Source organism: Vibrio diazotrophicus (assembly GCF_038452265.1).
Taxonomy (GTDB): domain Bacteria; phylum Pseudomonadota; class Gammaproteobacteria; order Enterobacterales; family Vibrionaceae; genus Vibrio; species Vibrio diazotrophicus.
The window spans coordinates 214,520-239,389 of sequence record NZ_CP151842.1; the positions used below are offsets into that span (position 1 = coordinate 214,520).

A 24,870-nucleotide genomic window follows, 5' to 3' on the forward strand; every position below is an offset into this window, starting at 1 on the left:
AAACGGTGGTTGCTGAATATAGTGTACTGTGAATTAAGCTTTGGGATCATAGCTAAACTCGCCCTTTACGATTATTTACGCTTCTTAAACACAGCTTTACATGCCAAGTCGTATTATAAATTTAAGCGCTGCACAGGCAGCCGATTCAAGTCCCAACGAGAAGGAAAAGATTATGAAACTGGCAAAAAGAATGATCCTTGCAGCTATTGTTCTACCAATTACTTTAGGCTCAGCCGCTGTATTTGCAGCTGGTGGCGGTAAAGGTCCGGGTCGCGATTTTGGTGGTGACTGTGGACGTGGTGGCATGATGAACCCAGAAATGTTTTCTCAATTGAATGTCACTCCTGAGCAGAAAGCAAAAATGGCAGAGCTTCGCCTAAAACAACGTGATGCGATGCATGCACAACGCAGTGGCAAACACTCTGAAATGCGCGCTTTGAAACAGCAAGAACGCGATTTGGTGATGTCATCAAACTTCGATGAAGCCGCAGCGAAAAAACTGGCAGAACAAATGGTTCAACTTCGCGCAGAGCAGCGTGTGGCTATGATGCAGCACCGCAACGAGATGATGAACGTGTTAACTGCAGATCAAAAAACAAAACTGGCATCAATTCAACAAGACCGTATGAACGAATGTGTGTTGTTTGGACAAGGTGGTCCTAACGGTCAAGGTGGAAAAGGTGGTCAAGGTCCACGCGGCCAAGGCATGATGCGTGGAGGCCCTCAAGGCCAATCCATGGCACCTATGATGCAATAAGTCACGTATTGAATGCGTGCAGTGATTCAAAGGCAGCTTAGGCTGCCTTTTCTTGTCTGGTTAAACCTGTGACTAATTTTATTCTCAAACAAGCATCCTGAGAGCTTTTAGGTATAATCAATGCATTGTTTGTTAAGGTAAGACGTTATGAAAAAGGAATACGCACGTTTAGTCACAATTGCTGCGTGGACAGCAACCTGTGTTGCTACCTTACTTTTGATCATTAAAGTTGCGGCTTGGTGGGTAACCGGGTCGGTCAGTTTACTGGCATCTCTCATCGACTCAATGTTGGATATCGCCGCTTCTGTGGTAAACCTTGTGGTGTTGCGCTATTCCCTTCAGCCGGCTGACAGAGAACATGCATTTGGTCATGGCAAGGCGGAATCGTTGGCTGCACTTGCTCAAGCTATGTTTATCTCCGGTTCTGCTTGTTTCCTCATTCTTAATGGTGTTGATCGCTTTTTCCGCCCGCATGAACTGCAAACTCCTGAGTACGGTATTTATGTCAGCTTATTGGCGATCATTGTGACCTTTGGTCTGGTGCTTTTTCAGCGTCATGTGGTTAAGAAGACAGGCAGTCAGGCAATTGCTGCGGATTCACTGCATTATCAGTCAGACTTATACATGAATGGCGCTATTATGATTGCATTAGGCCTAAGCTGGTTTGGTGTGACACAAGCAGATGCGGTGTTTGCAATTGGTATCGGCTGTTTTATCCTATTCAGTGCTTACAAAATGGTGCAAGAAGCCATTCAAACGTTACTCGATAGGCAACTTCCTGAAGAGGAAAGGGAACAGATACGTCAGATTTCTCTGTCTGTAGAAGGTGTTATGGGGGTTCATGATCTGCGAACTCGCATGTCAGGGCCAGTGAGATTTATTCAGCTACACTTAGAACTGGATGACAAGATGCCTTTGATTGAAGCGCATCGGATTGCAGACGTTGTCGATGACAAATTATGTAAGGCTTTTCCGGGGGCGGATGTCTTGATTCACCAAGATCCGTACTCGTTAATGTTTGGCCCTGAGAGGAAACAAAAACTTCAACCGTGGTAGCGACAAAGCTTGTCAGATCGACTATATTTTTTTGCGGTATGAATAAAATGCATGAATCTGATGTGAATCAACGATGGGATAGTGCAAAACTGTAATACTGTTTCTGGGTAAAAAGCTTTATAGCAGCGCATGCTAAGCAAGTTAGTTCTTCTAACATACAAACATAATTACAAGATTCTGCTGTTCGAATACAATTTCGGGCAGCGCCAAAAATAGCTATACAAATTTCAAAAAATTGAGGGTGATCATGATAAAAAAGATCGGTGTTTTGACTAGTGGTGGCGATGCTCCGGGTATGAACGCGGCAATTCGCGGTGTAGTACGTACAGCGTTAAGCGCAGGCATTGAAGTCTATGGTATCTATGACGGTTACCACGGTCTATATGAAGACCGCATTAAGAAACTTGACCGTTCAAGTGTTTCTGATGTAATCAACCGTGGTGGTACTTTCTTAGGTTCAGCTCGCTTCCCTGAGTTCAAAGAAGTCGCAGTACGTGAAAAAGCTATCGAAAACTTGAATAAGCACGGTATCGAAGCGCTCGTTGTTATCGGTGGTGATGGTTCGTACATGGGTGCTAAGAAACTGACTGAAATGGGTTACCCATGTATCGGTCTTCCGGGCACAATTGATAACGATATCGCAGGTACTGATTACACTATCGGTTACTTAACAGCACTTAATACTGTTATCGAATCTATTGACCGTCTACGTGATACTTCTTCATCTCACCAACGTATTTCTATCGTAGAAATCATGGGTCGTCATTGTGGTGATTTAACTCTGACATCTGCAATTGCGGGTGGTTGTGAGTACATCATTACTCCTGAAACAGGATTAGATATGGATAGCCTGATTTCAAACATTCAAGACGGCATCAAAAAAGGTAAGAAGCACGCAATCATTGCTCTTACTGAGTTGATGGTGGATGCAAATGTACTGGCGAAAGAGATCGAGAAAGCAACTAAGCGTGAAACTCGCGCAACAATTCTTGGTCACATCCAACGTGGTGGTAAACCAACAGCGTTTGACCGTGTATTGGCTTCTCGTATGGGTAACTACGCAGTTCACCTATTAATGGAAGGCCACGGTGGTCGTTGTGTTGGTATCCAAAAAGAAGAATTGGTTCACCATGACATCATCGATGCGATTGAAAACATGCGTCGTCCAGTTCGTACCGATCTTTACAAAGTGGCTGAAGAGTTATTCTAAGCAACGTTTGAAGACAAAGATTAAACACAAAAAGACCGCTAGTGCGGTCTTTTTTTATGCTTAATTCTTAGAGAATAATGTCGCGAATTTCTGCGTCTTTACGTTCTAAGTAGTGAATCGATTTGATACGACGAATAGTACGGCAACGACCACGAACCAACAGAGTTTCGGTTGTTGCAATATGGCCTTTACGCGAAATACCTTCTAGCAGATCACCTTTAGTGATACCTGTCGCTGAGAAGATAATATTGTCACTGCGCGCCATATCTTCCATCTTCAGAACCACGTTTGCTTCAACACCCATTTGTTTGCAGCGTTCAAGTTCGCTTGCGCCCCAAATACGGTTGTCTTCTGTGTCACCTTTCACTTGATGACGAGGAAGCAGACGTCCATGCATATCGCCGTCAAGAGCACGAATAACAGCAGCCGAAACCACACCTTCAGGTGCACCGCCGATGCAGTACATTGCATCCACTTCGCTATCTGGCATACATGTCAAAATAGAAGCTGCTACATCGCCGTCTGGCACAGCAAATACACGAACACCCATTTGCTGCATTTCCGCTATTACCGCGTCGTGGCGAGGTTTTGCAAGCGTTGTAACAACAAGCGTATCAAGTGATTTACCTAAAGCTTGAGCAATGTTTTCTAAGTTTTCTTTTAGCGGTTTATTCAGATCGATACAGCCTTTCGCACCCGGACCAACAACCAGTTTTTCCATGTACATATCTGGCGCTTTCAAGAAACTGCCTTTTTCGCCAGCCGCAAGTACCGCTAGTGCATTCGATTGTCCCATCGCCGTCATACGAGTGCCTTCGATTGGGTCAACGGCGATATCGACTTCATCACCACCTAAACCAACTTTTTCACCGATGAACAACATAGGAGCATCGTCGATTTCCCCTTCACCAATAACAATTTCGCCTTGGATTTCTGTTTGATTCAGTAGTGTACGCATGACTTCTACGGCTGCGCCATCAGCAGCATTTTTATCGCCACGACCAAGCCATTTATAACCGGCTAGTGCAGCACCTTCTGTGACTCGGGAAAAAGCCATTGCTAAATCACGTTTCATTTTCACTCCAACTCAGAACGATAGGGGATAATTTTGGGCGGCATTCTAACATAATAGTAGGAAAACGTTTGCTAATTAGCCTAGCAGAGAGTTGTATTGGATCAAAAGATAGTGAGATTTAACACGTTACTGGGCGTATTCCGATCGAGCTGTAGTCACTTTCTTAGATGAAAGTTAGCGTTAGGTAAAATTGCGCTGTTTTTTTAAGCGAATAGCGAAAAAGATCGAATATAGTGAGTGTTTCTCTGGGCTGGGCTGAGTAGAATGGGGCAATCAGTGACGTTTTGTCCATTGCAACCGAATCAATAAAGGGTAAGTACCATGTCTTTTGAAGTACTAGAACAACTAGAAGCAAAAATTCAAACTGCGGTTGACACAATCGCTCTACTGCAAATGGAAGTTGAAGAGCTTAAAGAAGAGAAGCAAAAGCTAGTAGAAGAAGCGAATGAGTTAAAAGCAAACCACGAAGCTTCTATTCAAAAAGCACAACAAATTCAACAAGAGCACGACCAATGGCAAGAACGCATCCGTAACCTGCTTGGCAAAATGGATGATGTGGAATAAGCCTACGCTTTTCACAAACAAAAAAACGCCGAAGATTATCGGCGTTTTTTTATGTTTCGAATATCCAGTTAGAACAGCTTTGTTTGATGTTAGCGAGTAGGGCGAACACCTAAAGTATGGCAAAGCGCATAAGTCATTTCTGCACGGTTTAGCGTATAGAAATGGAAGTCCTTTACGCCTTCGCGTGAAAGAACACGAACCATATCAATTGCCTGACTTGCACCTACTAGCTGGCGTGTCACAGGATCATCTTCCAAACCTTCGAATTGTTTTGCCATCCAGCTTGGTACTTTCACATTGTTTTGTGCAGCAAAGCGAGATGCTTGAGCAAAGTTAGATACTGGCAGAATACCCGGTACGATTTCCACATCAATGCCTGCCGCTACACAGCGGTCACGAAAACGCAGGTAGCTTTCTACATCGAAGAAGAACTGAGTAATGGCACGGTTTGCACCTGCATCGACTTTGCGTTTCAGGTTCAGTAAATCCGCTTGAGCACTTTTTGCTTCAGGGTGTACCTCTGGAAATGCCGCTACTGAGATATCAAAATCGTGGCGAGATTTCAGTAACTCAACCAGATCGGATGCGTACATTTCAGGTTTGCCACCGCCAGGAGGAATGTCACCTCGCAGGGCCACAATGTTTTGAATGCCGTTTGCCCAGTAATCATCAGCGATGTTGATCAGTTCTTCACGAGAAGCGTCAATACAGGTCAAGTGTGGCGCAGAAACAAGGCCAGTTTGCTCCTTGATTGCTTTGATGATCGAGTGGGTACGGTCACGTTCACCAGAGTTTGCACCATAGGTAACAGAGACAAACTTTGGTTGAAGAGTTTTTAGACGGTGTACAGAGTTCCACAAGGTTTCTTCCATTTTTTCTGAACTAGGCGGAAAAAACTCAAAAGACACATTAATGTTAGAAAGTTCAGAAATATTCTGATTTAAAGCGTCGATATGGCCTGCGTGTGTGTATCCCATCTTTTTTCTCCTTGTAGCTTGCACTACAAACGCTGATATTCGTTTAGATTGACGTTTAGACGTCTATATGGCTACAGAATGTATTGAATACGTTTTAATGTCAACTTAACTATTATGAATTTTTCTCATGTTGATCGTGAAGCCAATTCAACTCTTTTAAACTCCAAAAGTTGATATTTCATATCAAAAGCCGACAACTTCGAGTGATATTCTGGCTTGAGAGAGTTTGCTAGCTATAAACAATAAAACTCGCCAGTTACGGCGAGTTTTATAAAGTTATAAGAAGCTGGAAAGTAGGTTGAGGTCAGACTGAATTGCTCCAGCAGTCACTTCTCGACCAGCCCCAGGCCCGCGAATGACCAGCGGATTGTCTTTATACCATCGGCTTTCGATAGCGAAGATGTTGTCACAAGGCAATAAGTTCGCCAGTGGGTGATCTTTTTCCAGAGCTTCAACGCCGACGCTTGCTTTACCGTTTTTTTCCAGACGAGCAACATAGCGAAGCACTTTGTCCTGCTTTTGCGCTTTAGCCAGACGCTCAGCTAATCGTTCATTGAGTAACTGACTGTTGTCGAGGAAATCATCCAACGAGATATCGCGCAGTTCTTCTGGAACCAAAGACTCAACGCGAATGCTCTGAGGCTCAACGTCTAGACCGGATTCTCGGGCAAGGATAACCAGCTTACGCATGACGTCTGAACCGTCTAAGTCGTTACGTGGGTCCGGTTCAGTCAGCCCTTGCTGCCATGCGAGATCAACCAGCTCACTAAACGGAATTGAGCCATCGTATTGTTGAAACAGCCAAGACAAAGTGCCAGAGAAAATACCTGACAAGGCAGTAATGTCATCGCCACTCTCTCGTAAATCACGAACAGTGTGGTTAATAGGCAAACCAGCGCCTACCGTTGCGTTGTACAACCAGTGACGGCTGATCTTTGCAAAGGCATCTTTCACTTGGTTGTAGTATTCAGTCGATGCGGAGCCCGCTACCTTATTGGCGGAGATAAGGTGCATGCCTTGCTCTGCGATATCCAGATACTGGTTAGCCAGAACTTTACTTGCAGTCACATCCAGCACAATAGCATCGTCGTAGCCTTGCAGTTTGCCAACTTTGTACAGCCAGCTATTGTCCTCATTCGGGATCGCTTCATCGTGGTAACGATTCAGCACTGTCTCAGGGTCTATACCTTGTGGATCAAACCAGTAAGTCTGACTGTCCACGACCGCGACCAGTTCAAAGTTCATTCCGCGACGCTTTTCGAGTTCTTCTTTCTGTTCTGCAAACAGCTTCAGCCAGCTAGAACCGATGTTGCCTTTCCCGCATAGAACAAGTGCTACGCGTTTCTGAGCTTGGAAAATCTGATTGTGTACACCGACGACGAGTTTCTCTACTGGCGCTTGGCGGAGTACCGCCACTAAGCTCAGTTCTGACTCGGCTTCGCAGATAAATTCAACGGGTGCATTTTTCAACTGTTGGTAGAAACCGTAACTGTGATTTGGATTTTTGGTGACGCCAGCACCGACAGCACCGACTAAGGTGTAGCCTTCTCTCAGTTTTATATCTGCAGCAGTCGCAATGTCTTGCAGATATGACAAAGCACCCGACGCGATCTCTGCGGTATAAGCCAAGCGGAGTTGGTGCTGGTCTGCTTGGGCTTCAAATGCGAGAGGTTCAAGTTGCTCGCGTTTTAGCTTCTCAAGTGTCTCATCGTAAATGCGGGCGAAATCATGTCCGTGACCGAATTCCAGTTCAATCAGCAGCACTTCATCCAATGAGGTGATGATTTTAGCACCACGGCCAGAGGCTAATACACGTTCAATTTTGGTTGAACCGGACTCTGGCTTATGGCTACAGCGCAGTTGAAGATCCATTGCACTTTGAGCTACGGGTTGTAATGTGCGGCTGTGTAACACAGGAGCGGCAAGGCGAGCCAGTTCATTCGCTTCATCTAAACGCAGCAGAGGCAGCAGACAAGCATTCGCTACGATGCGAGGGTCTGCGCTATAAACACCGGCAACGTCACTCCAAATTGTGACACGAGAAACATCGGCTAAAGCACCAATAACTGTTGCTGAGTAGTCAGAGCCATTACGTCCAAGCAGTACAGTATCGCCATTGTCATTCTGCGCCATAAAACCGGTAATCACGATGCGATGATGTGCATGCTGCGCCAGTACTTTCTTAATAAGTGGATAAGAGCGTGAGCGATCCACTTCTGGTTGCGTACCTGCTTCTGCACGAAGAAATTCACGAGCGTCTTGAGAAACTGCAGGTAAGCTGTTTTGGTTGAGTAACGCCGCTAACAGACGAGCAGACCATACTTCACCGTGGCCGAGAACAGCGGCTTGCTCCGCTTTTGACAACGGAGCCGTCAGTTCGCCTAAGCGAATGAATTCGCCATTCACTTGCGTCAACAAGTTATCTGCGACTTCACCTTCCAGTAAGTCTTCAACCAATTTGCATTGAAACTGACGCAGTGATTGCAATGTTTCATGGGCCACACGGCCGTCTTTGTTCAATGCTTCTAAAAATGCAATCAAGCGGTTGGTTGTTTTGCCTGCCGCTGAAACAACCACTAAATCTTCAGGTTGTGAGTACTCTTTAAGAATGTTCGCTACGCGTAAATAACATTCAGGATCCGCTAAGCTACTGCCACCAAATTTATGTAGTTGGCGTGAAACCGTCATTAAAACTTCTCCTTAGCTTTGGTAAAGGCCTGATCCAAATCAGCGATAAGATCAGAAGCATCTTCTAAGCCAATCGATAAACGCAATAACAGATGCGAAATACCTGCTTCAGCAAGAGCAGCTTCGCCCATAGCGCGATGAGTCATACTCGCTGGGTGACAAATTAAACTTTCCACACCACCAAGAGATTCAGCGAGTGAGAAGAGTTTTAACTCTCCCACAAAGAATTTTAGTTGATCGAAGCTACCTGCAAATTCAAAACTGAGCATTGAACCAAAACCAAGCTGCTGTTTCTTCGCAATCTCATGCCCTGGGTGCTCTGGTAGGCTAGGGTGGTATATGGTTTTAATCAATGATTGAGATTTCAAATAATCCAAAATTTGCAGAGAGCTTTCTTCATGCACACGCATGCGTGCACCTAGGGTGCGAATACCACGCAGTGTCATATAGCTGTCAAACGGTGTTCCCGTAGCGCCAATACAGTTCCCCCACCAAGCAAGCTCTTCAGCATGAGCCTTGGTTTTACTGATCACGACACCACCAATCACATCTGAGTGACCATTGATAAATTTAGTCGTAGAGTGAATGACAAAATCAGCGCCCAGTGTCAGGGGCTGTTGGTATATAGGGGTTAAGAAAGTATTGTCTACCGCCACTAAAGCACCAACCGCTTTTGCTTGCTGGCAGATTTGTTCGATATCAACCACTCGCACTAGTGGATTAGAAGGTGTTTCTAACAACACCAGTTTTGGTTTTTTCGCCAATGCTGCTGCAAGTGCTTGCTGATCCGATTGATCAACAAACTGAACTTTGAAGTCGCCTTTATTCGAACGGGTGTTGAATAAACGGTAAGTTCCGCCATAGCAATCATGAGGAGCGATAATTAAGTCGTTAGGACTAAGAAACGTTGACGCAAGCAAGTTTAAAGCTGAAGTGCCGCAGTTGGTCACTACTGCACCCTCACCGCTCTCTAATTCGTATAACGCTTTTTCTAGCAGACCTCTGTTAGGGTTGCCAGAGCGGGTATAGTCATATTGTGGAACTTCGCCAAACGCAGGAAAGCCGTAGTTAGTCGAGAGATAAATGGGTGGAACGACCGCGTGGTATTGAGTATCTGATTCGATTCCGGTACGAACGGCGATGGTAGCTGACTTACGTTTGGTCATGAGTGTTTCCTTTCCTAAGACTCTTAAATATACCCGTCCTATTTGAAGCTGCATTGTTGCTGACTCGCTTGTCACTTAACTGCAACTACAATTAGTTTGTGTATAGACATCCAAATTTACAGTAAGAATACATGTGTTCGTCTATATTGGGGAATTGCATCATACTTTACTTATCTTATTTAAAGACGTCAACACTTCTAGACGTCTATATGTCTTTGCTTATGGCGGTAAATCCCGCTAAAATCTAGCCTTTGGAATTATTACTCGAATTCGAACAATGAAGGTGCGCAATGGCAGACTGGAACGGTGAATATATTAGCCCCTATGCAGAGCATGGGAAGAAAAGTGAGCAGGTGAAAAAAATTACCGTATCAATTCCTCTTAAGGTATTGAAAATTCTCACAGATGAGCGTACTCGCCGCCAAATCAATAACCTGCGTCATGCGACCAACAGTGAGCTTTTATGTGAGGCGTTTTTGCACGCATATACAGGCCAGCCGCTACCAACGGATGAAGACCTGCGTAAAGACCGTCCGGATGATATTCCAGCTGAAGTGAAAGCGTTAATGACTGAAATGGGTATCGAATTCGAGGCTTACGACGACTAATTGTTGTCGATAATCTGTTTTTACGCCTAATTGTGCAGATAGATATAAAAAGCCCTGATACGAATCAGGGCTTTTTTGATGCAATGCATTAGCAAGTGGCATTAGCGAGTAATTAAACCACTAGGCTCAAAACTAGTTCGCCATGTAGTTTTCTGGCATCTCGATACGTGCAACACCAGAATCAATAGCCGCTTGAGCCACAGCTCTTGCCACACGAGGAAGTAAGCGTGGGTCCATTGGTTTAGGAATAATGTATTCTGTGCCAAAACTTAATGTATCAACACCAGCGGCTTTTAACACTTCTTCAGGCACAGGCTCTTTCGCTAACTCGCGAATGGCTGCAACTGCTGCCAGTTTCATTTCATCGTTGATCACTTTCGCGCGCACGTCTAACGCACCACGGAAAATAAATGGGAAACAAAGCACGTTGTTAACTTGGTTTGGATAGTCGCTTCGGCCTGTACCCATAATCAAATCGTCACGCACAGCATGGGCCAGTGCAGGTTTGATTTCTGGATCTGGGTTTGAACAAGCAAACACTACAGGTTTATCCGCCATCAATTTGAGTTCATCAGCCGTCAGTAGGTTAGGGCCTGAAACGCCTAAGAACAGATCAGCGCCTTTAATCACATCTTCCAACGTACGTTTGTCTGTGTTATTGGCAAATAACTGTTTGTATTCATTGATGTCATCGCGACGAGTGTGGATGACGCCTTTACGGTCAAGCATGTAGATCTTTTCACGCATAGCACCACATTTAATCAGCAGCTCCATACACGCGACAGCCGCTGCACCTGCGCCTAGACAAACAATAGTACATTCGTTGAGTTCTTTGCCTTGCAGTTCAATCGCGTTAAGCATGCCTGCTGCCGTAACAATCGCAGTACCGTGTTGGTCATCGTGGAAGACGGGTACATCACAACGTTCAATCAGGCGACGTTCAATTTCAAAACAGTCAGGTGCTTTAATATCTTCTAGGTTGATACCGCCAAAGGTATCAGCAATGTTGGCTACGGTATCAACAAATTCATCGATAGTGCGGTGTTTTACTTGGATATCGATGGAATCTAGGTTTGCAAAACGTTTGAACAGCAAAGCTTTACCTTCCATAACTGGCTTTGAAGCCATCGGTCCAAGATTACCTAAACCAAGAATGGCGGTACCGTTAGAAATAACGGCGACGGTATTGCCTTTTGCTGTGTATTTATAAACGTTATCAACGTTCTGTGCGATTTCGCGAACAGGTTCTGCAACACCAGGGCTGTAGGCGAGTGCTAAGTCTTTTGCTGAATCTGCTGGTTTTGTGAGAGCGATGGCAATTTTGCCTGGAATTGGCAGAGCGTGGTAGTCGAGGGCTTGCTGACGAAAAGCTTCTTCCTCGTTGAGTTCATGGCGATCATTATTGGACATTTGGTGGAGCCTTATTGTTTTTGTTAAGGCCACTCATTCTAGAGTATGTCAATGGGTCTTCATAGTTATGATAAGTGAGAAATATAGCTCCTAAGACCAGATTATTGAGTTCGACATGTGTCTGGTTGAAGAAAGCGAAAACTAAAAAGGACGCCGTAGCGTCCTTTTTTAAATCTTTGCGTAAAGTAAAATTACTTCTTGCTAGATAGAGCGCCGAAACGCTTGTTGAAGCGATCAACACGACCACCAGTATCAACGATACGTTGCTTACCAGAGTAGAATGGGTGGCATTTGTCACATACGTCTAGGTGCATTGAATCTTTACCTAGAGTAGATTTGAAAACGAAAGAGTTGCCACAAGAGCAAGTCGCGTTTACTTCTTTGTATTCTGGGTGGATACCAGTTTTCATGGGATAACCTCAAATTAGGCCGTGTCGCTATCCGAATCTGAGCCGGACACCACACGTAAATTAATAAATAATTGGTGACACTTGAAGAGCGTTCTTACAAGCGTCTCATCAAGGCGCGATATATTAATGAATCCTGAGTTTCTGATCAACCGCTTTCGCTGTTATTTTCACCACTTTAGTTGCTCGAATTTAATGGCGTCATCCAGTAGACTGTATTTTCTCTGATTTTTACCCTCTAAAGTAATTATGCGCCCAACGATAGCTCGTGTTGCACTACCTGTACCGTTAGACAAACAGTTTGATTATCTCATTCCAAGTCATCTGTTTCCGATTATTGGTGGGCGAGTATCTGTGCCTTTCGGCCGTCAAACATTGGTGGGGGTTGTAACGGAATTCGCGCAGGAGTCGGAGTTCTCAGCAGATCAGCTTAAATCGATCAAAGAAGTCTTAGATTCTCAACCGCTGTGGTCAGATACACTCTATTCACTCTTAAAGTGGTGTAGTCAGTTTTATCAGTTTCCTCTGGGCGACACTCTTGCTAATGCGATGCCGAGCGCGTTACGAAAAGGAAAGCCCGCAGATTTTGCCAGTAGTAAAGAGTGGCAGATAACCTCTAGCGGTCGAGATCAAATGATGCAAGGCTTTGGCCGAGCCTTCAAACAGGCTCAGGTGATGAATCTTCTTGCATCTGGTCCTGTGTCTCACTCTACACTGCTAGAAGAAGAAGTCAGTGCAACCACGCTTAAAACTTTGCAAGAGAAGGGGTGGATAGAGGTTAGTGAGCATAAGCCGCAATTCAAAGCCTGGCCTAAGCAGATTGAAGCGGATGTTGAAAAGCCGAAATTAAACCAAGAACAAGCTATCGCGATTGCTTCAGTTAATAGTAATAAAGGTTTTGGCTGCTATCTGTTGGAAGGGGTTACTGGTTCAGGTAAAACAGAGGTTTACCTCAATTTGATTAAACCTGTACTGGAACAAGGAAAACAGGCTCTAGTGCTTGTGCCGGAGATCGGTTTAACACCACAAACCATCAACCGCTTTAGAAAGCGTTTTAATGTGCCTGTGGAAGTGGTTCACTCTGGGCTCAATGATACTGAGCGCTTGAATGCGTGGTTATCTGCGCGAGATAAGGTCGCTGGGATTGTGATAGGTACGCGCTCTGCGTTGTTAACTCCGTTTGCTTCACTTGGCATTATCATTGTCGATGAAGAGCATGACAGCTCGTATAAGCAGCAGGATAGCCTGCGTTATCATGCTCGCGATGTGGCAGTGATGCGTGCTAATCAAGAACAGATTCCGATTGTACTCGGCTCTGCAACGCCTGCGTTAGAAACGTTACACAATGCGTTAACGGGTAAATATCATCATTTGCAACTGACTGAACGAGCAGGGGTGGCTGTACCCACTCGCAACCGTGTACTGGATGTAAAAGGTTTATATTTGGAAAGCGGCTTATCGGCTCCTTTGATTGCCGATATGCGTCGTCATTTGTCGGCGGGTAACCAAGTTCTGCTGTTTCTCAATCGTCGTGGTTTTTCACCCGCTTTGATGTGTCACGAATGTGGCTGGATTGCAGACTGTCAGCGTTGTGATGCTTATTACACCTTCCATCAGTACAGCAATGAAATGCGCTGTCACCATTGCGGCTCACAACGACCCGTTGTGCATCAGTGTCAAAGTTGTGGTTCAACGCAGTTGGTCACTGTGGGAGTTGGTACAGAGCAGTTAGAGAAGCAACTGGCGGAGCTATTTCCTGATTACAAAACCATTCGCATTGACCGAGACAGTACTCGCCGCAAAGGCAGTTTAGAGTCGGCATTACAGTCGATACGTAAAGGCGAGTATAAGATTTTAATTGGCACTCAAATGCTGGCGAAAGGTCATCACTTTCCGGATGTGACTTTGGTGGCGTTGCTGGATGTGGACGGTTCTCTTTACAGCAGCGATTTTCGAGCGTCTGAGAGACTCGCTCAGTTATTTATTCAGGTAGCAGGAAGAGCAGGACGAGCAAGTAAACCCGGTGAAGTGATATTGCAAACGCACCATCCTGAACACAGTCTTTTGCAGGATCTTCTGCAACGTGACTATCACCATTTCGCTTTGACTGCTTTGGCTGAGCGCAAACTTGCAATGCTACCTCCATACACGTATTTAACCTTGTTCCGAGCGGAAGCGAATCAATCGCAAATGGTGGAAGATTTCTTGCGTCAGGTGCGGCAAACGTTGGAAGCGCATCCATTGTTTGATCAACACTGTATGGTGCTAGGGCCAACCCCCGCGCCTTTGGCCAAACGTGCGGGGAAATATCGCTGGCAACTTCTTTTGCAAACGGAAGCTCGATCGGTGATGCAAAAATTGTTGATGAGCGCTAAACCTGCTATTTCAATGCTGCCGTTGGCGAGCAAAGTTCGTTGGACTCTGGACATCGAGCCTCAAGATTTAAGCTAATTTCGACAGTTTATAATGGCTTAAAATAGTGAGCTGAATATGCTGTACTATATAAAGATTCTCTAATGTGATAAAAATCACGCTTGTAGTGCAATATTTGTTAATTTGACCGTAACTTTCTGCTTAGAAATGAATAGACTAACGGTACAATTTCCTCAGTGAATCGTTTTCGTTTTGTGAAATGTATTTTTCTCACTGGAAGGCTAGGTGTGTATCCCACAACTTATACGCCATTAACATAATTACAAAAGGTGTTTTAAGCGCAGTTTGCTTAAGCATCACAAAGGAATAGAAAAGAGGGCTATTTAACATGGCGACAATGAAGGATGTTGCCCAGCTTGCTGGCGTATCGACCGCGACGGTGTCGCGAGCTCTGATGAATCCTGAGAAAGTATCGTCTTCGACTCGCAAACGCGTAGAAGAAGCGGTTTTAGAAGCTGGCTATTCACCGAATTCTTTGGCGAGAAATCTGCGTCGAAATGAGTCGAAAACGATCGTAGCGATTGTCCCGGATATTTGTGATCCTTATTTCACAGAAATTATTCGTGGTATTGAAGATGCGGCAATGGAGCACGGATATCTTGTTTTGCTGGGGGATAGTGGTCAGCAAAAGAAACGTGAAAGCTCATTTGTTAATCTAGTTTTCACCAAACAAGCGGACGGAATGCTGTTACTAGGTACAGATTTACCATTTGATGTGAGTAAGCCTGAACAGAAAAATCTTCCACCAATGGTGATGGCTTGTGAATTTGCTCCGGAACTGGAGTTACCAACGGTTCACATTGATAACCTAACCTCTGCATTTGAAGCTGTAAATTATTTAACTCAGCTTGGACATAAGCGAATTGCTCAAATCTCTGGTCCAGAAAGTGCGACACTTTGCCAATTCCGTCATCAAGGTTACCAACAAGCACTGCGTAGAGCGGGTATCACTATGAATCCGACTTATACAACTTATGGTGATTTCACTTTTGAGTCAGGGGTGAAGGCTGTACGTCAGTTACTTTCATTACCAGACGCTCCAACTGCCATCTTCTGTCACAACGACACTATGGCAATTGGTGCCATGCAAGAAGCTAAGCGCTTAGGTTTGCGTATTCCTCGTGACCTTTCTGTGGTCGGATTCGATGACATCCAGTTCTCACAATACTGTGATCCACCGTTGACTACGATTTCTCAGCCTCGCTATGAGATTGGTCGTCAAGCTATGTTGATGATGTTGGAACTGTTGCGTGGTCATGACGTGCAAGCGGGTTCTCGCCTATTAGAAACCCATTTGATTGTGCGTGAGAGTGCTGCACCTCCTCGTTCTCACTGAAATTAATAAGATGAATGGCAGTACGAAAGACAGTACTGCCCTGAATACTCTGTTAACTCGCTTTAAACTGCTTTAACATGTGGGCAGATTTTATAACTATTGAACATTTCCAGTGGCTAATAAAGATTATGTAAGACGCGGTCGTAGTCAGAAAAAGCCGGCCCCTAAGAAAACAACATCTCGTCGTAAACCTTGGCGTAGTGGACTTATTGCAATCGTGTTAGTTGGACTTCTCGGTTACGGTTTATATACCTTAAGTAATGATCCTGAGCCGAAGAAACCAGTTGCGGTGAAAACTGAACCTAAGCCAAAACCAAAGAAAACGGAGACCATTCCACCACCTCCAACCGAGAAGTGGGATTATGTGGATACTCTGCCAAAACGCGAAATTGAAGTGATACCGAAAGAACAAGAAGTCTCAGACATTCCATATATCATGCAGTGCGGCGCATACAAGAATATGCAGCAAGCAGAATCACGGAAGCTGGATATCGCATTCCAGGGTATCAACAGTAAAATTCGTAAGAAAGAAGACAGCAGTTGGTTCCGAGTTGTATTAGGTCCTTACAAATTTAAGCGTGATGCTGAACGTGATAAACACAAACTGCAGCGAGCGAAAATCGAGCCTTGCGCAATCTGGAAAGAGCGGCAGTAAATTCTTTCACTGAAATTTGACCTGTAAAAATTTAGAAGACGCCCAGTCAGTTAGCGATAAAAGTTAACAATGATCTGGGCGTTTTGCTTTCTCTCTCCCTTGATTTTTTTTCCTCTTATCCTCATATAACTTGCATCTCCATCGTGAAAATAATTAAGAGGCCCTCTCGTGACTACCATCGTATCTGTACGTCGTAACAATAAAGTTGTCATCGCAGGTGACGGGCAAGTATCGCTCGGTAATACAGTAATGAAAGGCAACGCGAAGAAAGTTCGTCGTTTGTACAACAATAAAGTATTAGCTGGCTTTGCAGGCGGTACAGCGGATGCGTTTACACTATTTGAACGCTTTGAAAGCAAGCTGCAAATGCACCAAGGCCATTTAACCAAAGCTGCGGTTGAGCTGGCAAAAGACTGGCGTAGCGATCGTGCATTACGTCGTTTAGAAGCCATTTTGGCGGTTGCCGATGAAACGGCATCTTTGATCATTACAGGTAACGGTGATGTGGTTCAGCCTGAGCATGATTTAATTGCGATTGGTTCAGGTGGTAATTACGCTCAAGCCGCTGCGATTGCACTGATTGAAAATACTGACTTAGACGCACGTTCAATTGCGGAAAAAGCGTTAAACATTGCTGGCGATATTTGTGTCTTCACCAACCATCATCACACCATCGAAGAGCTAGAAATTCCTCAAGAGCTCATCGCTAAAGACCAAGCATAAAACAGTGTGATTAGAATTAAAGGAATTCATTATGTCTGAAATGACTCCTCGTGAAATTGTTCATGAACTTAACCGCCATATCATCGGTCAAGATAAAGCTAAGCGCGCTGTAGCGATCGCTCTTCGTAACCGCTGGCGTCGTATGCAACTTGAAGAGAGCTTGCGCGTAGAAGTAACACCAAAAAACATTTTAATGATTGGCCCTACTGGTGTCGGTAAAACAGAGATTGCTCGTCGTTTAGCGAAACTGGCGAATGCCCCCTTCATTAAAGTTGAAGCCACTAAATTCACCGAAGTGGGTTATGTAGGTAAAGAAGTTGAAACGATTATCCGTGACCTGACGGATGTGGCGGTAAAACTGACTCATCAACAAGCCACCGAAAAAGTCAAATTCCGTGCTGAAGAGTTAGCTGAAGAACGCATCCTTGATGCTCTTCTTCCTCCTGCTCGTGATGCTTGGGGCAAGGCAGAGCAAAATGAAGAGAGTTCAAATACTCGTCAGGTATTCCGTAAGAAATTACGCGAAGGTAAGTTAGACGACAAAGAGATTGAGTTAGACGTTGCTGTACCGCAAATGGGCGTGGAAATCATGGCGCCTCCGGGTATGGAAGAGATGACTAACCAGCTACAGGGTATGTTCCAGAACTTAGCGGGTAACACTAAGAAGAAACGTAAACTGAAAATTAAAGACGCCTTTAAAGCGTTAACGGAAGAAGAAGCGTCGAAGCTTGTTAACCAAGACGAGTTGAAAGAGCAAGCGATCTACAGCGTTGAAAACAACGGTATCGTGTTTATCGATGAAATCGATAAAATCTGTAAACGCGGTGAAGTGTCTGGTCCAGATGTTTCTCGTGAAGGTGTTCAACGTGACTTACTGCCTCTTATCGAAGGTAGCACAGTGTCTACTAAGCACGGTATGGTGCGAACTGACCACATCCTGTTCATTGCTTCAGGTGCATTCCAAGTGGCAAAACCGTCGGATCTGATCCCAGAGTTGCAAGGTCGTCTGCCAATTCGTGTCGAACTTGAAGCGCTTTCGAGTGATGACTTCAAACGCATACTTACTGAGCCTAAAGCGTCATTGACCGAACAATACATCGCTCTGATGAAGACGGAAGAGGTGGATGTTGAGTTTACCGAAGACGGTATTAAACAAATCGCTGAAGCTGCGTGGCAAGTGAATGAAACTACCGAGAACATCGGTGCCCGCCGTCTGCATACTGTGATGGAGCGTCTGATGGACGAAATATCATTCGATGCAACGGATAAGTCGGGTTCGTCACTAACCATTGATTCGACTTACGTGAAGAGCAAACTCGGTGATTTAGTTGCCGACGAAGACTTAAGTCGCTTCATTCTGTAAACCCCAAAAGCCCGCTGATATCGAAGCGGGCTTTTTTACAACTAGCCATTTCTCGTTCTGAGCCAAGGGTACTGAGCCCGCTGACACCGTATGCGCTTTGGGTATATACTGGCAACATTGTTTGAACTACTTAGCATAATCATGAATAACTCTCTGCAAATATGGTTTGATGCTGCGCGACCGAAAACACTTCCTCTCGCATTAGTATCGATTTTTACCGGAAGTGCTTTAGCTTTTTCTTCTGGACACTTCTCTTTGCCGATCGCTCTTCTGGCGCTGCTGACCGCGACTCTATTGCAGATTTTATCGAACTTAGCCAACGACTATGGTGATGCTGTTAAAGGGACTGATAACGAAAAACGTATCGGCCCGATGCGCGCTATACAGTCTGGTGCTGTGAGTTTGAGTGACATGAAGAAAGCCATTGCTATCAACGTATTTATGACGGTTGTGGCTGGATTGATGCTGGTTTTTTATGCTCTGGATAGTCTGCAAAGCATTCTTGCGTTTATTGGTTTAGGCGTGCTGGCTATGTTGGCAGCGATTGCTTATACCGTCGGAAACAAACCTTATGGTTATCTGGGACTAGGCGATTTATCGGTTTTCCTGTTCTTCGGTTTGCTAGGGGTGTCTGGGACATATTTTCTTCACACAGGCAATATAGACTGGAGTCTGTTTTTACCGTCACTGGGTTGTGGTTTGATGGCGGTTGCGGTGCTGAATGTCAACAACATGCGAGACATCGAAAATGATGCAGAGTGTGGCAAACGCACGGTTCCTGTTCGTTTAGGGCAGATGAGAGCAAAGAAATATCACTTCCTGCTTTTATCAGGTGCGGTGATCGCTTTTGGCGCTTATCTCCTTATGCAAGGTAAGCCGCTGTGGATTAGCCTGCCGTTCTTGCTCAGCCTGATTTTTGTGGCGAAGCATGGACGAGATGTGTGGCAAAGTGAAAAGCCAGCACAGATCGCACCTATGCTACCTGTGATAGTAAAGTGTTCTTTGATTACTAACTTATTGTTTGTTGGCGTGGTTATCGCTCAAACTCTGACAAGTTAATTTGCGCTGTATCATTGCATTGGCTTCATCACCCGATATACTCGTTGGAAGACTTTTCGTAAAGAGAGCAAGGCTATGGAATACAACACCTCTGCACTATGTGATATCTACATCGATCAAGTTGATGTGGTTGAACCTATGTTTAGTAACTTTGGTGGTCGTGCATCGTTTGCAGGCCAAATCACAACAGTGAAGTGTTTTGAAGACAATGGGCTGATTCGTGAAACACTGGAGCAAGATGGTGTGGGACGCGTGCTGCTTATTGACGGTGGCGGTTCACTGCGTCGTGCTTTGATTGATGCTGAGTTAGCAGCGCTTGCGGAAGAAAACGAGTGGGAAGGTATCGTTGTTTACGGCTGTGTCCGCGAAGTGGATGAACTGGAAGACATGAGCATCGGTATTCAAGCTATGGCTGCAATTCCAGTAGGCGCAAACAGCCAAGGTATTGGTGAAGTGGATGTGCCGGTGAATTTCGGCGGTGTCACCTTCCTGCCTGAAGACTACCTGTATGCCGACAATACTGGCGTAATTTTGTCTCAAGAGCCTCTAAACGTCGATCTTGATACTGAAGAAGACATAATTGAAGAAGATGATATTTTGTAATCTTCGACGATAAAAAAATCAGAGCCGATGCCCATGCATCGGCTTTGTTGTTTTACCGCTGAGCCCAACAGCGATAAAAGATTTTAAGACGCGGAGTTTTCGCTTGGCGAAGCTTCAACGCAATGCGTTTTTCTCAGCCAAAGCGCGTAGAGATAGCCCAGTAATCCACCTGCTATGTTCCCTGCCGCAATCCCGATAAATAGCCCTTCGATGCCATAAATTTCAGAGCCTATCCAAGCCACAGGAAGTGTGAACACAAACAGACGCATGAAACTCCACTGGAATGCTTTAATCGGTAGATGAAGAGCATTGAGTGCAGAGATAAGCATCATAACCACTCCTTGGAAGCCGTAACTGAAAGGCACAACGAGCAGGTAGTGCCAGAGCAAATCTTGAACAGCCGCTTCTTGAGAAAACAGTTTTGAGAGTGGAATGCTTAACGGCACCATCATGACAAATATCATTAACTGGAAGAGCAGGGAAAACCGCAGACTGATGAATAGCCCTGCAAAACTCCGAGTGGGGTTATTCGCCCCCAGATTCTGCGCCATAAAAGGTGTCAGAGAGGAAGTCAGAGACATCAACACCAGAATCAGAATTGATTCAATTCTCTGCGCTGCACCGTAAGCCGCCACAGCCGCTGTACCATGGCTAGAAAGCATCATCATGAGTAACGCCCCAGAGATGGGATTCATCGCTGTTGAGAGCGCAGCAGGCGTCCCTATCTTTAAGATTTGATTCCAATCCTTGTACAAACTCGGGAAGTGCGGAATGGCGAGCAATTTCACTCGTTTAATCAGCACATAGAAGGAGCAAATCAGAGCACCCAGCCAAGAAAACGCACTTGAAATGGCAGCACCTTGGATTCCCAGCTCAGGAAACGGCCCATAACCAAAAATAAGCATAGGGTCTAATACGCCGTTGATGATGCCTGCCAACATCATGATCTTCGCCGGTGTTTTGGTATCACCTGTTGCTCGAATGACGCTGTTCCCTGTCATAGGAACAACCAAAAGAGGGATGGTGAGATACCACACCTGCATGTATTGCTCGATAAGCGGGATAAGCTCTTGCTTAGCTCCGAGCAATAAGAACAGCGGCTCTATGGTGATAAAACCAATTGAAGAGGCGACGATAACTAAAACGACAGCCAGCAAAATGCCGTGACTGGAGAAGCGGGCTGCATTGTTTGCAGAGCCTTGGCCGAGCAATCGTCCGATATTGGTGGATAGACCGATACCGATGCCCATGGTAATACAGTTGACGATAAAGGTGACTGGGAAGGTGTAGCTGATCGCAGCCAGCGCCTCTGTACCCAGTAAAGAGATAAAAAAAGTATCGACCAGATTGAACATCAGTATCGCAACTAAGCCGAATATCATCGGTACCGTCATTTGACGCAATACTGTGGGAATGGGCGCAGAAAGCAGGCCGTGTTTATCGTGCATAAAGACAACAGGTTGGCGATAAATTAGTTGCTAGAATACTCTATCTTGACGTTATGGACTACCCAGTGCGGTTGCTTGTTGCGGGGATATGAAAAAGGCCAGCAATGCTGGCCTTAGATATTTTGTAAGCTTTAATTAAGCTTTTGCTGCCGCTGCTGCTTTAGCAATTGCTGCGAAGCTCTTAGCATCTAGAGATGCACCACCAACTAGAGCACCGTCGATGTCTGGTTGAGAGAAGTAAGCTTCAGCGTTTTCTGGCTTAACAGAACCGCCGTATTGGATGATTACTTGCTCAGCTACTGCTGCATCTTTCGCTGCGATTAGCGCGCGGATAGAAGCGTGGATGCGTTGTGCATCTTCTGCAGTTGCTGCTTTACCAGTACCGATAGCCCAGATTGGTTCGTAAGCGATGATTGCACCGTTTAGCGCTTCAACACCGTATGCATCGATAACAGCATTGATTTGACGAGCACATACTGCTTCAGTTTCGCCAGCTTCGTTTTGCGCTTCAGATTCACCGATACAGAAAACAGGTTTTAGGCCGTTCTCTTTTAGGAAAGCGAATTTCTTAGCAATGAACTCATCAGATTCGTTGTGGTACTCACGACGCTCTGAGTGACCGATGATGATGTGTGTAGCACCGAAATCTTTCAGCATCGCTGGAGACATATCACCAGTGAAAGCACCGCTGTTGTTTAGGTCAGTGTTTTGTGCACCTAGGATGATTTTGTTGCCACCTTCAGCGATTAGACGCTCAGCTAGATCGATGTAAAGCGCTGGTGGAGCGATAGCTACGTCAACACCCGTTACACCTTCAAGTTCAGCATTAAGGCCATTTAGCAGCTCAGTTACCATTGCTTTGCTGCCATTTAGTTTCCAGTTACCCATTACGACAGGACGACGCATAGAAAGATCTCCAATATCTAAAAAATGAAAGTCTATAAAAATATAAACGAAATGTGATTGCGACAGAATATAGCAGATAAAATTTAGCAAATCATGACTAGGGTCATGACTTTCTTGGATCTTGATAACTGCTTAGACCTCATTCGCCGTGATCCCTCTGACATAATCAGCGGTCTATACTCGGTTTTTACCCGTTACCTTGTTATTACTGAGTGTCAATTATAGTGGAAGATAAACAAAGGAAGTGACTATGCCCAATTTAGTGCTGGAGTACTCCAACTCCGCTGAAGAGCGAATAAATGTTCAGGGACTGCTTGAAGATTTACATCAAGTAGCATTAAACAGCGGACTTTTTGAAACTAGCTCAGTAAAATCTCGCACTTTGCGATGTCACCATTGGTTGGTGGGTGACGTCGCGGATAGCGAAGACTTTATCCATGTTCAATTTGAGTTGCTTGAGGGCAGAACTCCTGCGCAAAAACGAGAATTATCACAACAACTCATGGATGTGCTGGTATCTCAGGCGAGTCATATCTACAGTTTGACGGTAGATATGCGTGATATGGATAAAGACTACTTTATGAAAGTCATTAACGGGTAACACTGATGCCAATAACCACTTTACTCTTTTCCTTCCAAGGCCGAATAGGGCGCCAGACTTATTGGATTTGGAACTGTTGCTACTATGCCATGATCCTTGGCTTTGTTGTCGGTGTGAATCGGCTTTTTCCGGGATTGGCTTCGCTGATTTTGCCGGTTTTTTTACTGCTGATATTGATTCCTGATTTAGCGATCACGGCGAAGCGTTGGCATGACAGAGATAAAAATAGTTGGTGGTTACTGCTGAATATTCCTTTGGTTATTGGTCGTATGAGTGTGCCTGTTGGCGCTAATGCTCTGACTGCCAATGAACCCATGTTGTATGAAACCATTATTTCTGTGGCTGCGTTAATCTGTGGCAGTTGGATTCTGATTGAGTGTGGCTTTATGAAAGGCACTCATGGTGACAACCGATTCGGCAAAGAGCCTGTTTAATTTCAGCTGTAATGAACAACAAAAGGGAGCATAGGCTCCCTTTTATATTCTTAGAATTTGGTTCTTAGCGCCATTCTTCATCACTGTTGCGTCTGAAAGGAATGACAACAGCCTGTTGTTGAGAAACTTCGCCTTCCAAGGCATCACGGAATTTCACCATTTGAATGGTCATTTCCCGCATCAAAATGACGTTAATGTGATTAGGGTTTTTGCACTGGCTTACAACTAAATCAATATGACTTTGTTGTGCCCGTAATCTCTGTTGCATGTTCAGTGAAGCTGACGAAATCATCTCTTCACACATTTGGCGTTTGAATTGAGAGAAAGCCTCCGGATTTTGCTTTGCCAACGCAACGAGTTCGTCAAATGGAGGAAGTTCTTGTTGATATGGTTGCGACTGAGGTTGGGGCATAAAAGGCTCCTCTTCGATTCCCAACCCATTGAACTGCTGTGATGACCGATATGAGGGTTGGGAGAACAAATTAGTGATGAAATAATCAACACTATAAGCTTAAGCGAGGATTTTTAGCGTGGTGCGGGGAAAATCCCAATTCTCGAATTTAAGACAGATTTGCCAGTGTGAGCAGTCACTATGCTTTGGTGATGAGATACGTACAGCGACGTTCACCTTGGATAATATGTTCTTGGCGATCGACTTGATAATCATGGCCTAACAAGTGCTGGAATATATTGAGTTCAGATTGACACAGATTTGGGCAACGGGTTGCGGCTTTGCAGATAGGGCAATGGTTTTCAATCAGCATAAAACCGTGCTCTGTTGTCTCAAGCTCCGCCATGTAACCTTCTCGCTCACGTAAGGTGACGAGAGCGTTCAGTTTTTCTTCGATATCCGTGAGATCAGCCAGCGCTTTTTTATACGTCGACAAGGTTTGCGCTTCGCGCTCTGCTGCAACTTTAGCGAGCCCTTCTTTGCCAAAGATATGCTCGACTGCATCCATCACCTGAATAGTGAGTTCACTGTGTCTGTCGGCAAATTGATCGTGGCCTTGTTTGGTTAAGGACCAGTGACGAGTGGGGCGACCGACTTTGACTTTCACATCATGAAACGACAAGATTCCGTCTTCTTCCAAACTTTGCAGGTGTTGACGAGCGCCCATTGTGGTAATGGAAAGATCATCGGCAAGCTGTTTGGCAGTAACTGCACCTTCGCGTTTGATGGTGTGCAAAATCCTATCGATAGTTTTCATTATTTCCCTCTCTAGACACTGCTTATTATGAATTCAGTTCTTAATAAAGCAAATTATTTACTATGCTCTTGGCTTCTATGCTCTCGACTTCGGCTGATTTGGCTGGTCATTGCTCTCCGGTTGTTTTCATCTGCCCGTTTTTATCGCAGGGAATTTTTTATCGGGTGCCAGCACTGAGGTTAA

24 protein-coding genes are annotated in these 24,870 nt (G+C 45.0%); 14 read left to right on the forward strand and 10 right to left on the reverse strand.

Features of this window, described 5'->3' with window-relative positions; all coding sequences use genetic code 11:
• Nucleotides 1-172: 172 nt before the first annotated feature.
• From AAGA51_RS00960 to pfkA, 3 genes are all read left to right on the forward strand, one after another.
• Nucleotides 173-757, forward strand: a complete 585-nt coding sequence (locus AAGA51_RS00960; RefSeq protein ID WP_042484940.1) for a CpxP family protein — start codon at nucleotides 173-175, stop codon at nucleotides 755-757.
• Between the two features lie 147 nt (nucleotides 758-904).
• Nucleotides 905-1,813, forward strand: coding sequence for a CDF family cation-efflux transporter FieF (gene fieF / locus AAGA51_RS00965; RefSeq protein WP_042484942.1), 909 nt, complete (start codon nucleotides 905-907; stop codon nucleotides 1,811-1,813).
• Nucleotides 1,814-2,060: 247 nt separating this feature from the next.
• The gene (pfkA, locus tag AAGA51_RS00970) at nucleotides 2,061-3,023 is read left to right on the forward strand and encodes a 6-phosphofructokinase (protein WP_042484945.1); all 963 of its coding nucleotides are present in this window, start codon (nucleotides 2,061-2,063) and stop codon (nucleotides 3,021-3,023) included.
• Nucleotides 3,024-3,090: 67 nt separating this feature from the next.
• Here the strand turns inward: pfkA and glpX are convergent, their stop codons facing one another.
• A complete protein-coding gene (glpX, locus tag AAGA51_RS00975) occupies nucleotides 3,091-4,098 on the reverse strand; it encodes a class II fructose-bisphosphatase (RefSeq protein WP_042484947.1) in 1,008 nt (335 codons plus the stop codon).
• 321 nt (nucleotides 4,099-4,419) lie between these two features.
• Between glpX and zapB the strand changes: the two genes are divergently transcribed.
• The gene (gene zapB, locus AAGA51_RS00980) at nucleotides 4,420-4,662 is read left to right on the forward strand and encodes a cell division protein ZapB (RefSeq protein ID WP_042484949.1); all 243 of its coding nucleotides are present in this window, start codon (nucleotides 4,420-4,422) and stop codon (nucleotides 4,660-4,662) included.
• Nucleotides 4,663-4,751: 89 nt separating this feature from the next.
• On the opposite strand, the gene metF is transcribed toward zapB, so the two are convergent.
• The 3 genes from metF to AAGA51_RS00995 form a co-directional block, all read right to left on the reverse strand.
• Nucleotides 4,752-5,639, reverse strand: a complete 888-nt coding sequence (gene metF, locus AAGA51_RS00985) for a methylenetetrahydrofolate reductase (RefSeq protein ID WP_042484951.1) — start codon at nucleotides 5,637-5,639, stop codon at nucleotides 4,752-4,754.
• 276 nt (nucleotides 5,640-5,915) lie between these two features.
• Nucleotides 5,916-8,327 (reverse strand): bifunctional aspartate kinase/homoserine dehydrogenase II, encoded by a 2,412-nt coding sequence (locus AAGA51_RS00990; RefSeq protein ID WP_042484956.1) that lies wholly within the window; start codon nucleotides 8,325-8,327, stop codon nucleotides 5,916-5,918.
• Nucleotides 8,327-9,493, reverse strand: a complete 1,167-nt coding sequence (locus AAGA51_RS00995) for an O-succinylhomoserine (thiol)-lyase (RefSeq protein ID WP_042484959.1) — start codon at nucleotides 9,491-9,493, stop codon at nucleotides 8,327-8,329. The genes AAGA51_RS00990 and AAGA51_RS00995 overlap by 1 nt, the downstream gene beginning before the upstream one ends.
• A gap of 290 nt (nucleotides 9,494-9,783) precedes the next feature.
• On the opposite strand from AAGA51_RS00995, the gene metJ reads away from it, so the two are divergent.
• Nucleotides 9,784-10,101, forward strand: coding sequence for a met regulon transcriptional regulator MetJ (metJ, locus tag AAGA51_RS01000; protein WP_042484962.1), 318 nt, complete (start codon nucleotides 9,784-9,786; stop codon nucleotides 10,099-10,101).
• A 132-nt stretch (nucleotides 10,102-10,233) separates the two neighbouring features.
• Here metJ and AAGA51_RS01005 read toward each other — a convergent pair whose 3' ends face one another.
• Together AAGA51_RS01005 and rpmE are read right to left on the reverse strand one after the other, a co-directional pair.
• Nucleotides 10,234-11,511 (reverse strand): malic enzyme-like NAD(P)-binding protein, encoded by a 1,278-nt coding sequence (locus AAGA51_RS01005; protein ID WP_042484965.1) that lies wholly within the window; start codon nucleotides 11,509-11,511, stop codon nucleotides 10,234-10,236.
• 191 nt (nucleotides 11,512-11,702) lie between these two features.
• The gene (gene rpmE / locus AAGA51_RS01010) at nucleotides 11,703-11,921 is read right to left on the reverse strand and encodes a 50S ribosomal protein L31 (protein WP_042484967.1); all 219 of its coding nucleotides are present in this window, start codon (nucleotides 11,919-11,921) and stop codon (nucleotides 11,703-11,705) included.
• 246 nt (nucleotides 11,922-12,167) lie between these two features.
• Here rpmE and priA point away from each other — a divergent pair, with 246 nt between their 5' ends.
• From priA to rraA, 7 genes are all read left to right on the forward strand, one after another.
• Complete coding sequence (gene priA / locus AAGA51_RS01015; RefSeq protein WP_042484972.1) at nucleotides 12,168-14,369, forward strand: primosomal protein N'; 2,202 nt, start codon at nucleotides 12,168-12,170, stop codon at nucleotides 14,367-14,369.
• A 310-nt stretch (nucleotides 14,370-14,679) separates the two neighbouring features.
• Nucleotides 14,680-15,687, forward strand: a complete 1,008-nt coding sequence (gene cytR, locus AAGA51_RS01020; RefSeq protein ID WP_042484975.1) for a DNA-binding transcriptional regulator CytR — start codon at nucleotides 14,680-14,682, stop codon at nucleotides 15,685-15,687.
• A gap of 112 nt (nucleotides 15,688-15,799) precedes the next feature.
• Nucleotides 15,800-16,342 (forward strand): cell division protein FtsN, encoded by a 543-nt coding sequence (gene ftsN, locus AAGA51_RS01025; protein WP_042484977.1) that lies wholly within the window; start codon nucleotides 15,800-15,802, stop codon nucleotides 16,340-16,342.
• A gap of 168 nt (nucleotides 16,343-16,510) precedes the next feature.
• Entirely contained in the window at nucleotides 16,511-17,065 is a 555-nt protein-coding gene (gene hslV, locus AAGA51_RS01030; protein ID WP_042484980.1) for an ATP-dependent protease subunit HslV, read from the forward strand.
• 31 nt (nucleotides 17,066-17,096) lie between these two features.
• Entirely contained in the window at nucleotides 17,097-18,428 is a 1,332-nt protein-coding gene (hslU, locus tag AAGA51_RS01035; RefSeq protein WP_042484984.1) for an HslU--HslV peptidase ATPase subunit, read from the forward strand.
• A 141-nt stretch (nucleotides 18,429-18,569) separates the two neighbouring features.
• Complete coding sequence (locus tag AAGA51_RS01040) at nucleotides 18,570-19,487, forward strand: 1,4-dihydroxy-2-naphthoate polyprenyltransferase (RefSeq protein WP_042485422.1); 918 nt, start codon at nucleotides 18,570-18,572, stop codon at nucleotides 19,485-19,487.
• A gap of 75 nt (nucleotides 19,488-19,562) precedes the next feature.
• On the forward strand, nucleotides 19,563-20,090 hold the full coding sequence (gene rraA / locus AAGA51_RS01045) for a ribonuclease E activity regulator RraA (protein WP_042484987.1): 528 nt from the start codon (nucleotides 19,563-19,565) through the stop codon (nucleotides 20,088-20,090).
• A gap of 83 nt (nucleotides 20,091-20,173) precedes the next feature.
• Here the strand turns inward: rraA and AAGA51_RS01050 are convergent, their stop codons facing one another.
• A complete protein-coding gene (locus tag AAGA51_RS01050; RefSeq protein WP_042484990.1) occupies nucleotides 20,174-21,538 on the reverse strand; it encodes an MATE family efflux transporter in 1,365 nt (454 codons plus the stop codon).
• Nucleotides 21,539-21,673: 135 nt separating this feature from the next.
• Nucleotides 21,674-22,444 carry a triose-phosphate isomerase gene (gene tpiA / locus AAGA51_RS01055; RefSeq protein WP_042484993.1) on the reverse strand — a complete coding sequence of 257 codons (771 nt, stop codon included), beginning with the start codon at nucleotides 22,442-22,444 and terminating at the stop codon, nucleotides 21,674-21,676.
• Between the two features lie 250 nt (nucleotides 22,445-22,694).
• On the opposite strand from tpiA, the gene AAGA51_RS01060 reads away from it, so the two are divergent.
• Both AAGA51_RS01060 and AAGA51_RS01065 read left to right on the forward strand, forming a co-directional pair.
• Nucleotides 22,695-23,045: a 5-carboxymethyl-2-hydroxymuconate Delta-isomerase gene (locus AAGA51_RS01060; RefSeq protein WP_042484995.1), complete on the forward strand. Its 351-nt coding sequence runs from the start codon at nucleotides 22,695-22,697 to the stop codon at nucleotides 23,043-23,045.
• A 5-nt stretch (nucleotides 23,046-23,050) separates the two neighbouring features.
• Complete coding sequence (locus AAGA51_RS01065; protein ID WP_042484998.1) at nucleotides 23,051-23,479, forward strand: DUF805 domain-containing protein; 429 nt, start codon at nucleotides 23,051-23,053, stop codon at nucleotides 23,477-23,479.
• Nucleotides 23,480-23,543: 64 nt separating this feature from the next.
• Here the strand turns inward: AAGA51_RS01065 and AAGA51_RS01070 are convergent, their stop codons facing one another.
• Nucleotides 23,544-23,891: a DUF3135 domain-containing protein gene (locus AAGA51_RS01070; RefSeq protein WP_042485000.1), complete on the reverse strand. Its 348-nt coding sequence runs from the start codon at nucleotides 23,889-23,891 to the stop codon at nucleotides 23,544-23,546.
• A gap of 178 nt (nucleotides 23,892-24,069) precedes the next feature.
• Entirely contained in the window at nucleotides 24,070-24,687 is a 618-nt protein-coding gene (locus AAGA51_RS01075; protein ID WP_042485003.1) for a helix-turn-helix transcriptional regulator, read from the reverse strand.
• Between the last annotated feature and the right edge of the window lie 183 nt (nucleotides 24,688-24,870).

What these genes read in the sequence shown, in the direction of transcription:
- AAGA51_RS00990 (WP_042484956.1), bottom strand. Translation starts at nt 8,327, where the DNA reads ATGACGGTTTCACGCCAACTACATAAATTTGGTGGCAGTAGCTTAGCG.
- pfkA (WP_042484945.1), top strand. Translation starts at nt 2,061, where the DNA reads ATGATAAAAAAGATCGGTGTTTTGACTAGTGGTGGCGATGCTCCGGGT.
- rraA (WP_042484987.1), top strand. Translation starts at nt 19,563, where the DNA reads ATGGAATACAACACCTCTGCACTATGTGATATCTACATCGATCAAGTT.
- AAGA51_RS01050 (WP_042484990.1), bottom strand. Translation starts at nt 21,538, where the DNA reads ATGCACGATAAACACGGCCTGCTTTCTGCGCCCATTCCCACAGTATTG.
- fieF (WP_042484942.1), top strand. Translation starts at nt 905, where the DNA reads ATGAAAAAGGAATACGCACGTTTAGTCACAATTGCTGCGTGGACAGCA.
- tpiA (WP_042484993.1), bottom strand. Translation starts at nt 22,444, where the DNA reads ATGCGTCGTCCTGTCGTAATGGGTAACTGGAAACTAAATGGCAGCAAA.
- AAGA51_RS01075 (WP_042485003.1), bottom strand. Translation starts at nt 24,687, where the DNA reads ATGAAAACTATCGATAGGATTTTGCACACCATCAAACGCGAAGGTGCA.
- AAGA51_RS01005 (WP_042484965.1), bottom strand. Translation starts at nt 11,511, where the DNA reads ATGTCCAATAATGATCGCCATGAACTCAACGAGGAAGAAGCTTTTCGT.
- glpX (WP_042484947.1), bottom strand. Translation starts at nt 4,098, where the DNA reads ATGAAACGTGATTTAGCAATGGCTTTTTCCCGAGTCACAGAAGGTGCT.
- cytR (WP_042484975.1), top strand. Translation starts at nt 14,680, where the DNA reads ATGGCGACAATGAAGGATGTTGCCCAGCTTGCTGGCGTATCGACCGCG.
- AAGA51_RS01060 (WP_042484995.1), top strand. Translation starts at nt 22,695, where the DNA reads ATGCCCAATTTAGTGCTGGAGTACTCCAACTCCGCTGAAGAGCGAATA.
- AAGA51_RS01065 (WP_042484998.1), top strand. Translation starts at nt 23,051, where the DNA reads ATGCCAATAACCACTTTACTCTTTTCCTTCCAAGGCCGAATAGGGCGC.
- hslU (WP_042484984.1), top strand. Translation starts at nt 17,097, where the DNA reads ATGTCTGAAATGACTCCTCGTGAAATTGTTCATGAACTTAACCGCCAT.
- AAGA51_RS01070 (WP_042485000.1), bottom strand. Translation starts at nt 23,891, where the DNA reads ATGCCCCAACCTCAGTCGCAACCATATCAACAAGAACTTCCTCCATTT.
- metJ (WP_042484962.1), top strand. Translation starts at nt 9,784, where the DNA reads ATGGCAGACTGGAACGGTGAATATATTAGCCCCTATGCAGAGCATGGG.
- AAGA51_RS00960 (WP_042484940.1), top strand. Translation starts at nt 173, where the DNA reads ATGAAACTGGCAAAAAGAATGATCCTTGCAGCTATTGTTCTACCAATT.
- rpmE (WP_042484967.1), bottom strand. Translation starts at nt 11,921, where the DNA reads ATGAAAACTGGTATCCACCCAGAATACAAAGAAGTAAACGCGACTTGC.
- AAGA51_RS01040 (WP_042485422.1), top strand. Translation starts at nt 18,570, where the DNA reads ATGAATAACTCTCTGCAAATATGGTTTGATGCTGCGCGACCGAAAACA.
- metF (WP_042484951.1), bottom strand. Translation starts at nt 5,639, where the DNA reads ATGGGATACACACACGCAGGCCATATCGACGCTTTAAATCAGAATATT.
- zapB (WP_042484949.1), top strand. Translation starts at nt 4,420, where the DNA reads ATGTCTTTTGAAGTACTAGAACAACTAGAAGCAAAAATTCAAACTGCG.
- AAGA51_RS00995 (WP_042484959.1), bottom strand. Translation starts at nt 9,493, where the DNA reads ATGACCAAACGTAAGTCAGCTACCATCGCCGTTCGTACCGGAATCGAA.
- priA (WP_042484972.1), top strand. Translation starts at nt 12,168, where the DNA reads ATGCGCCCAACGATAGCTCGTGTTGCACTACCTGTACCGTTAGACAAA.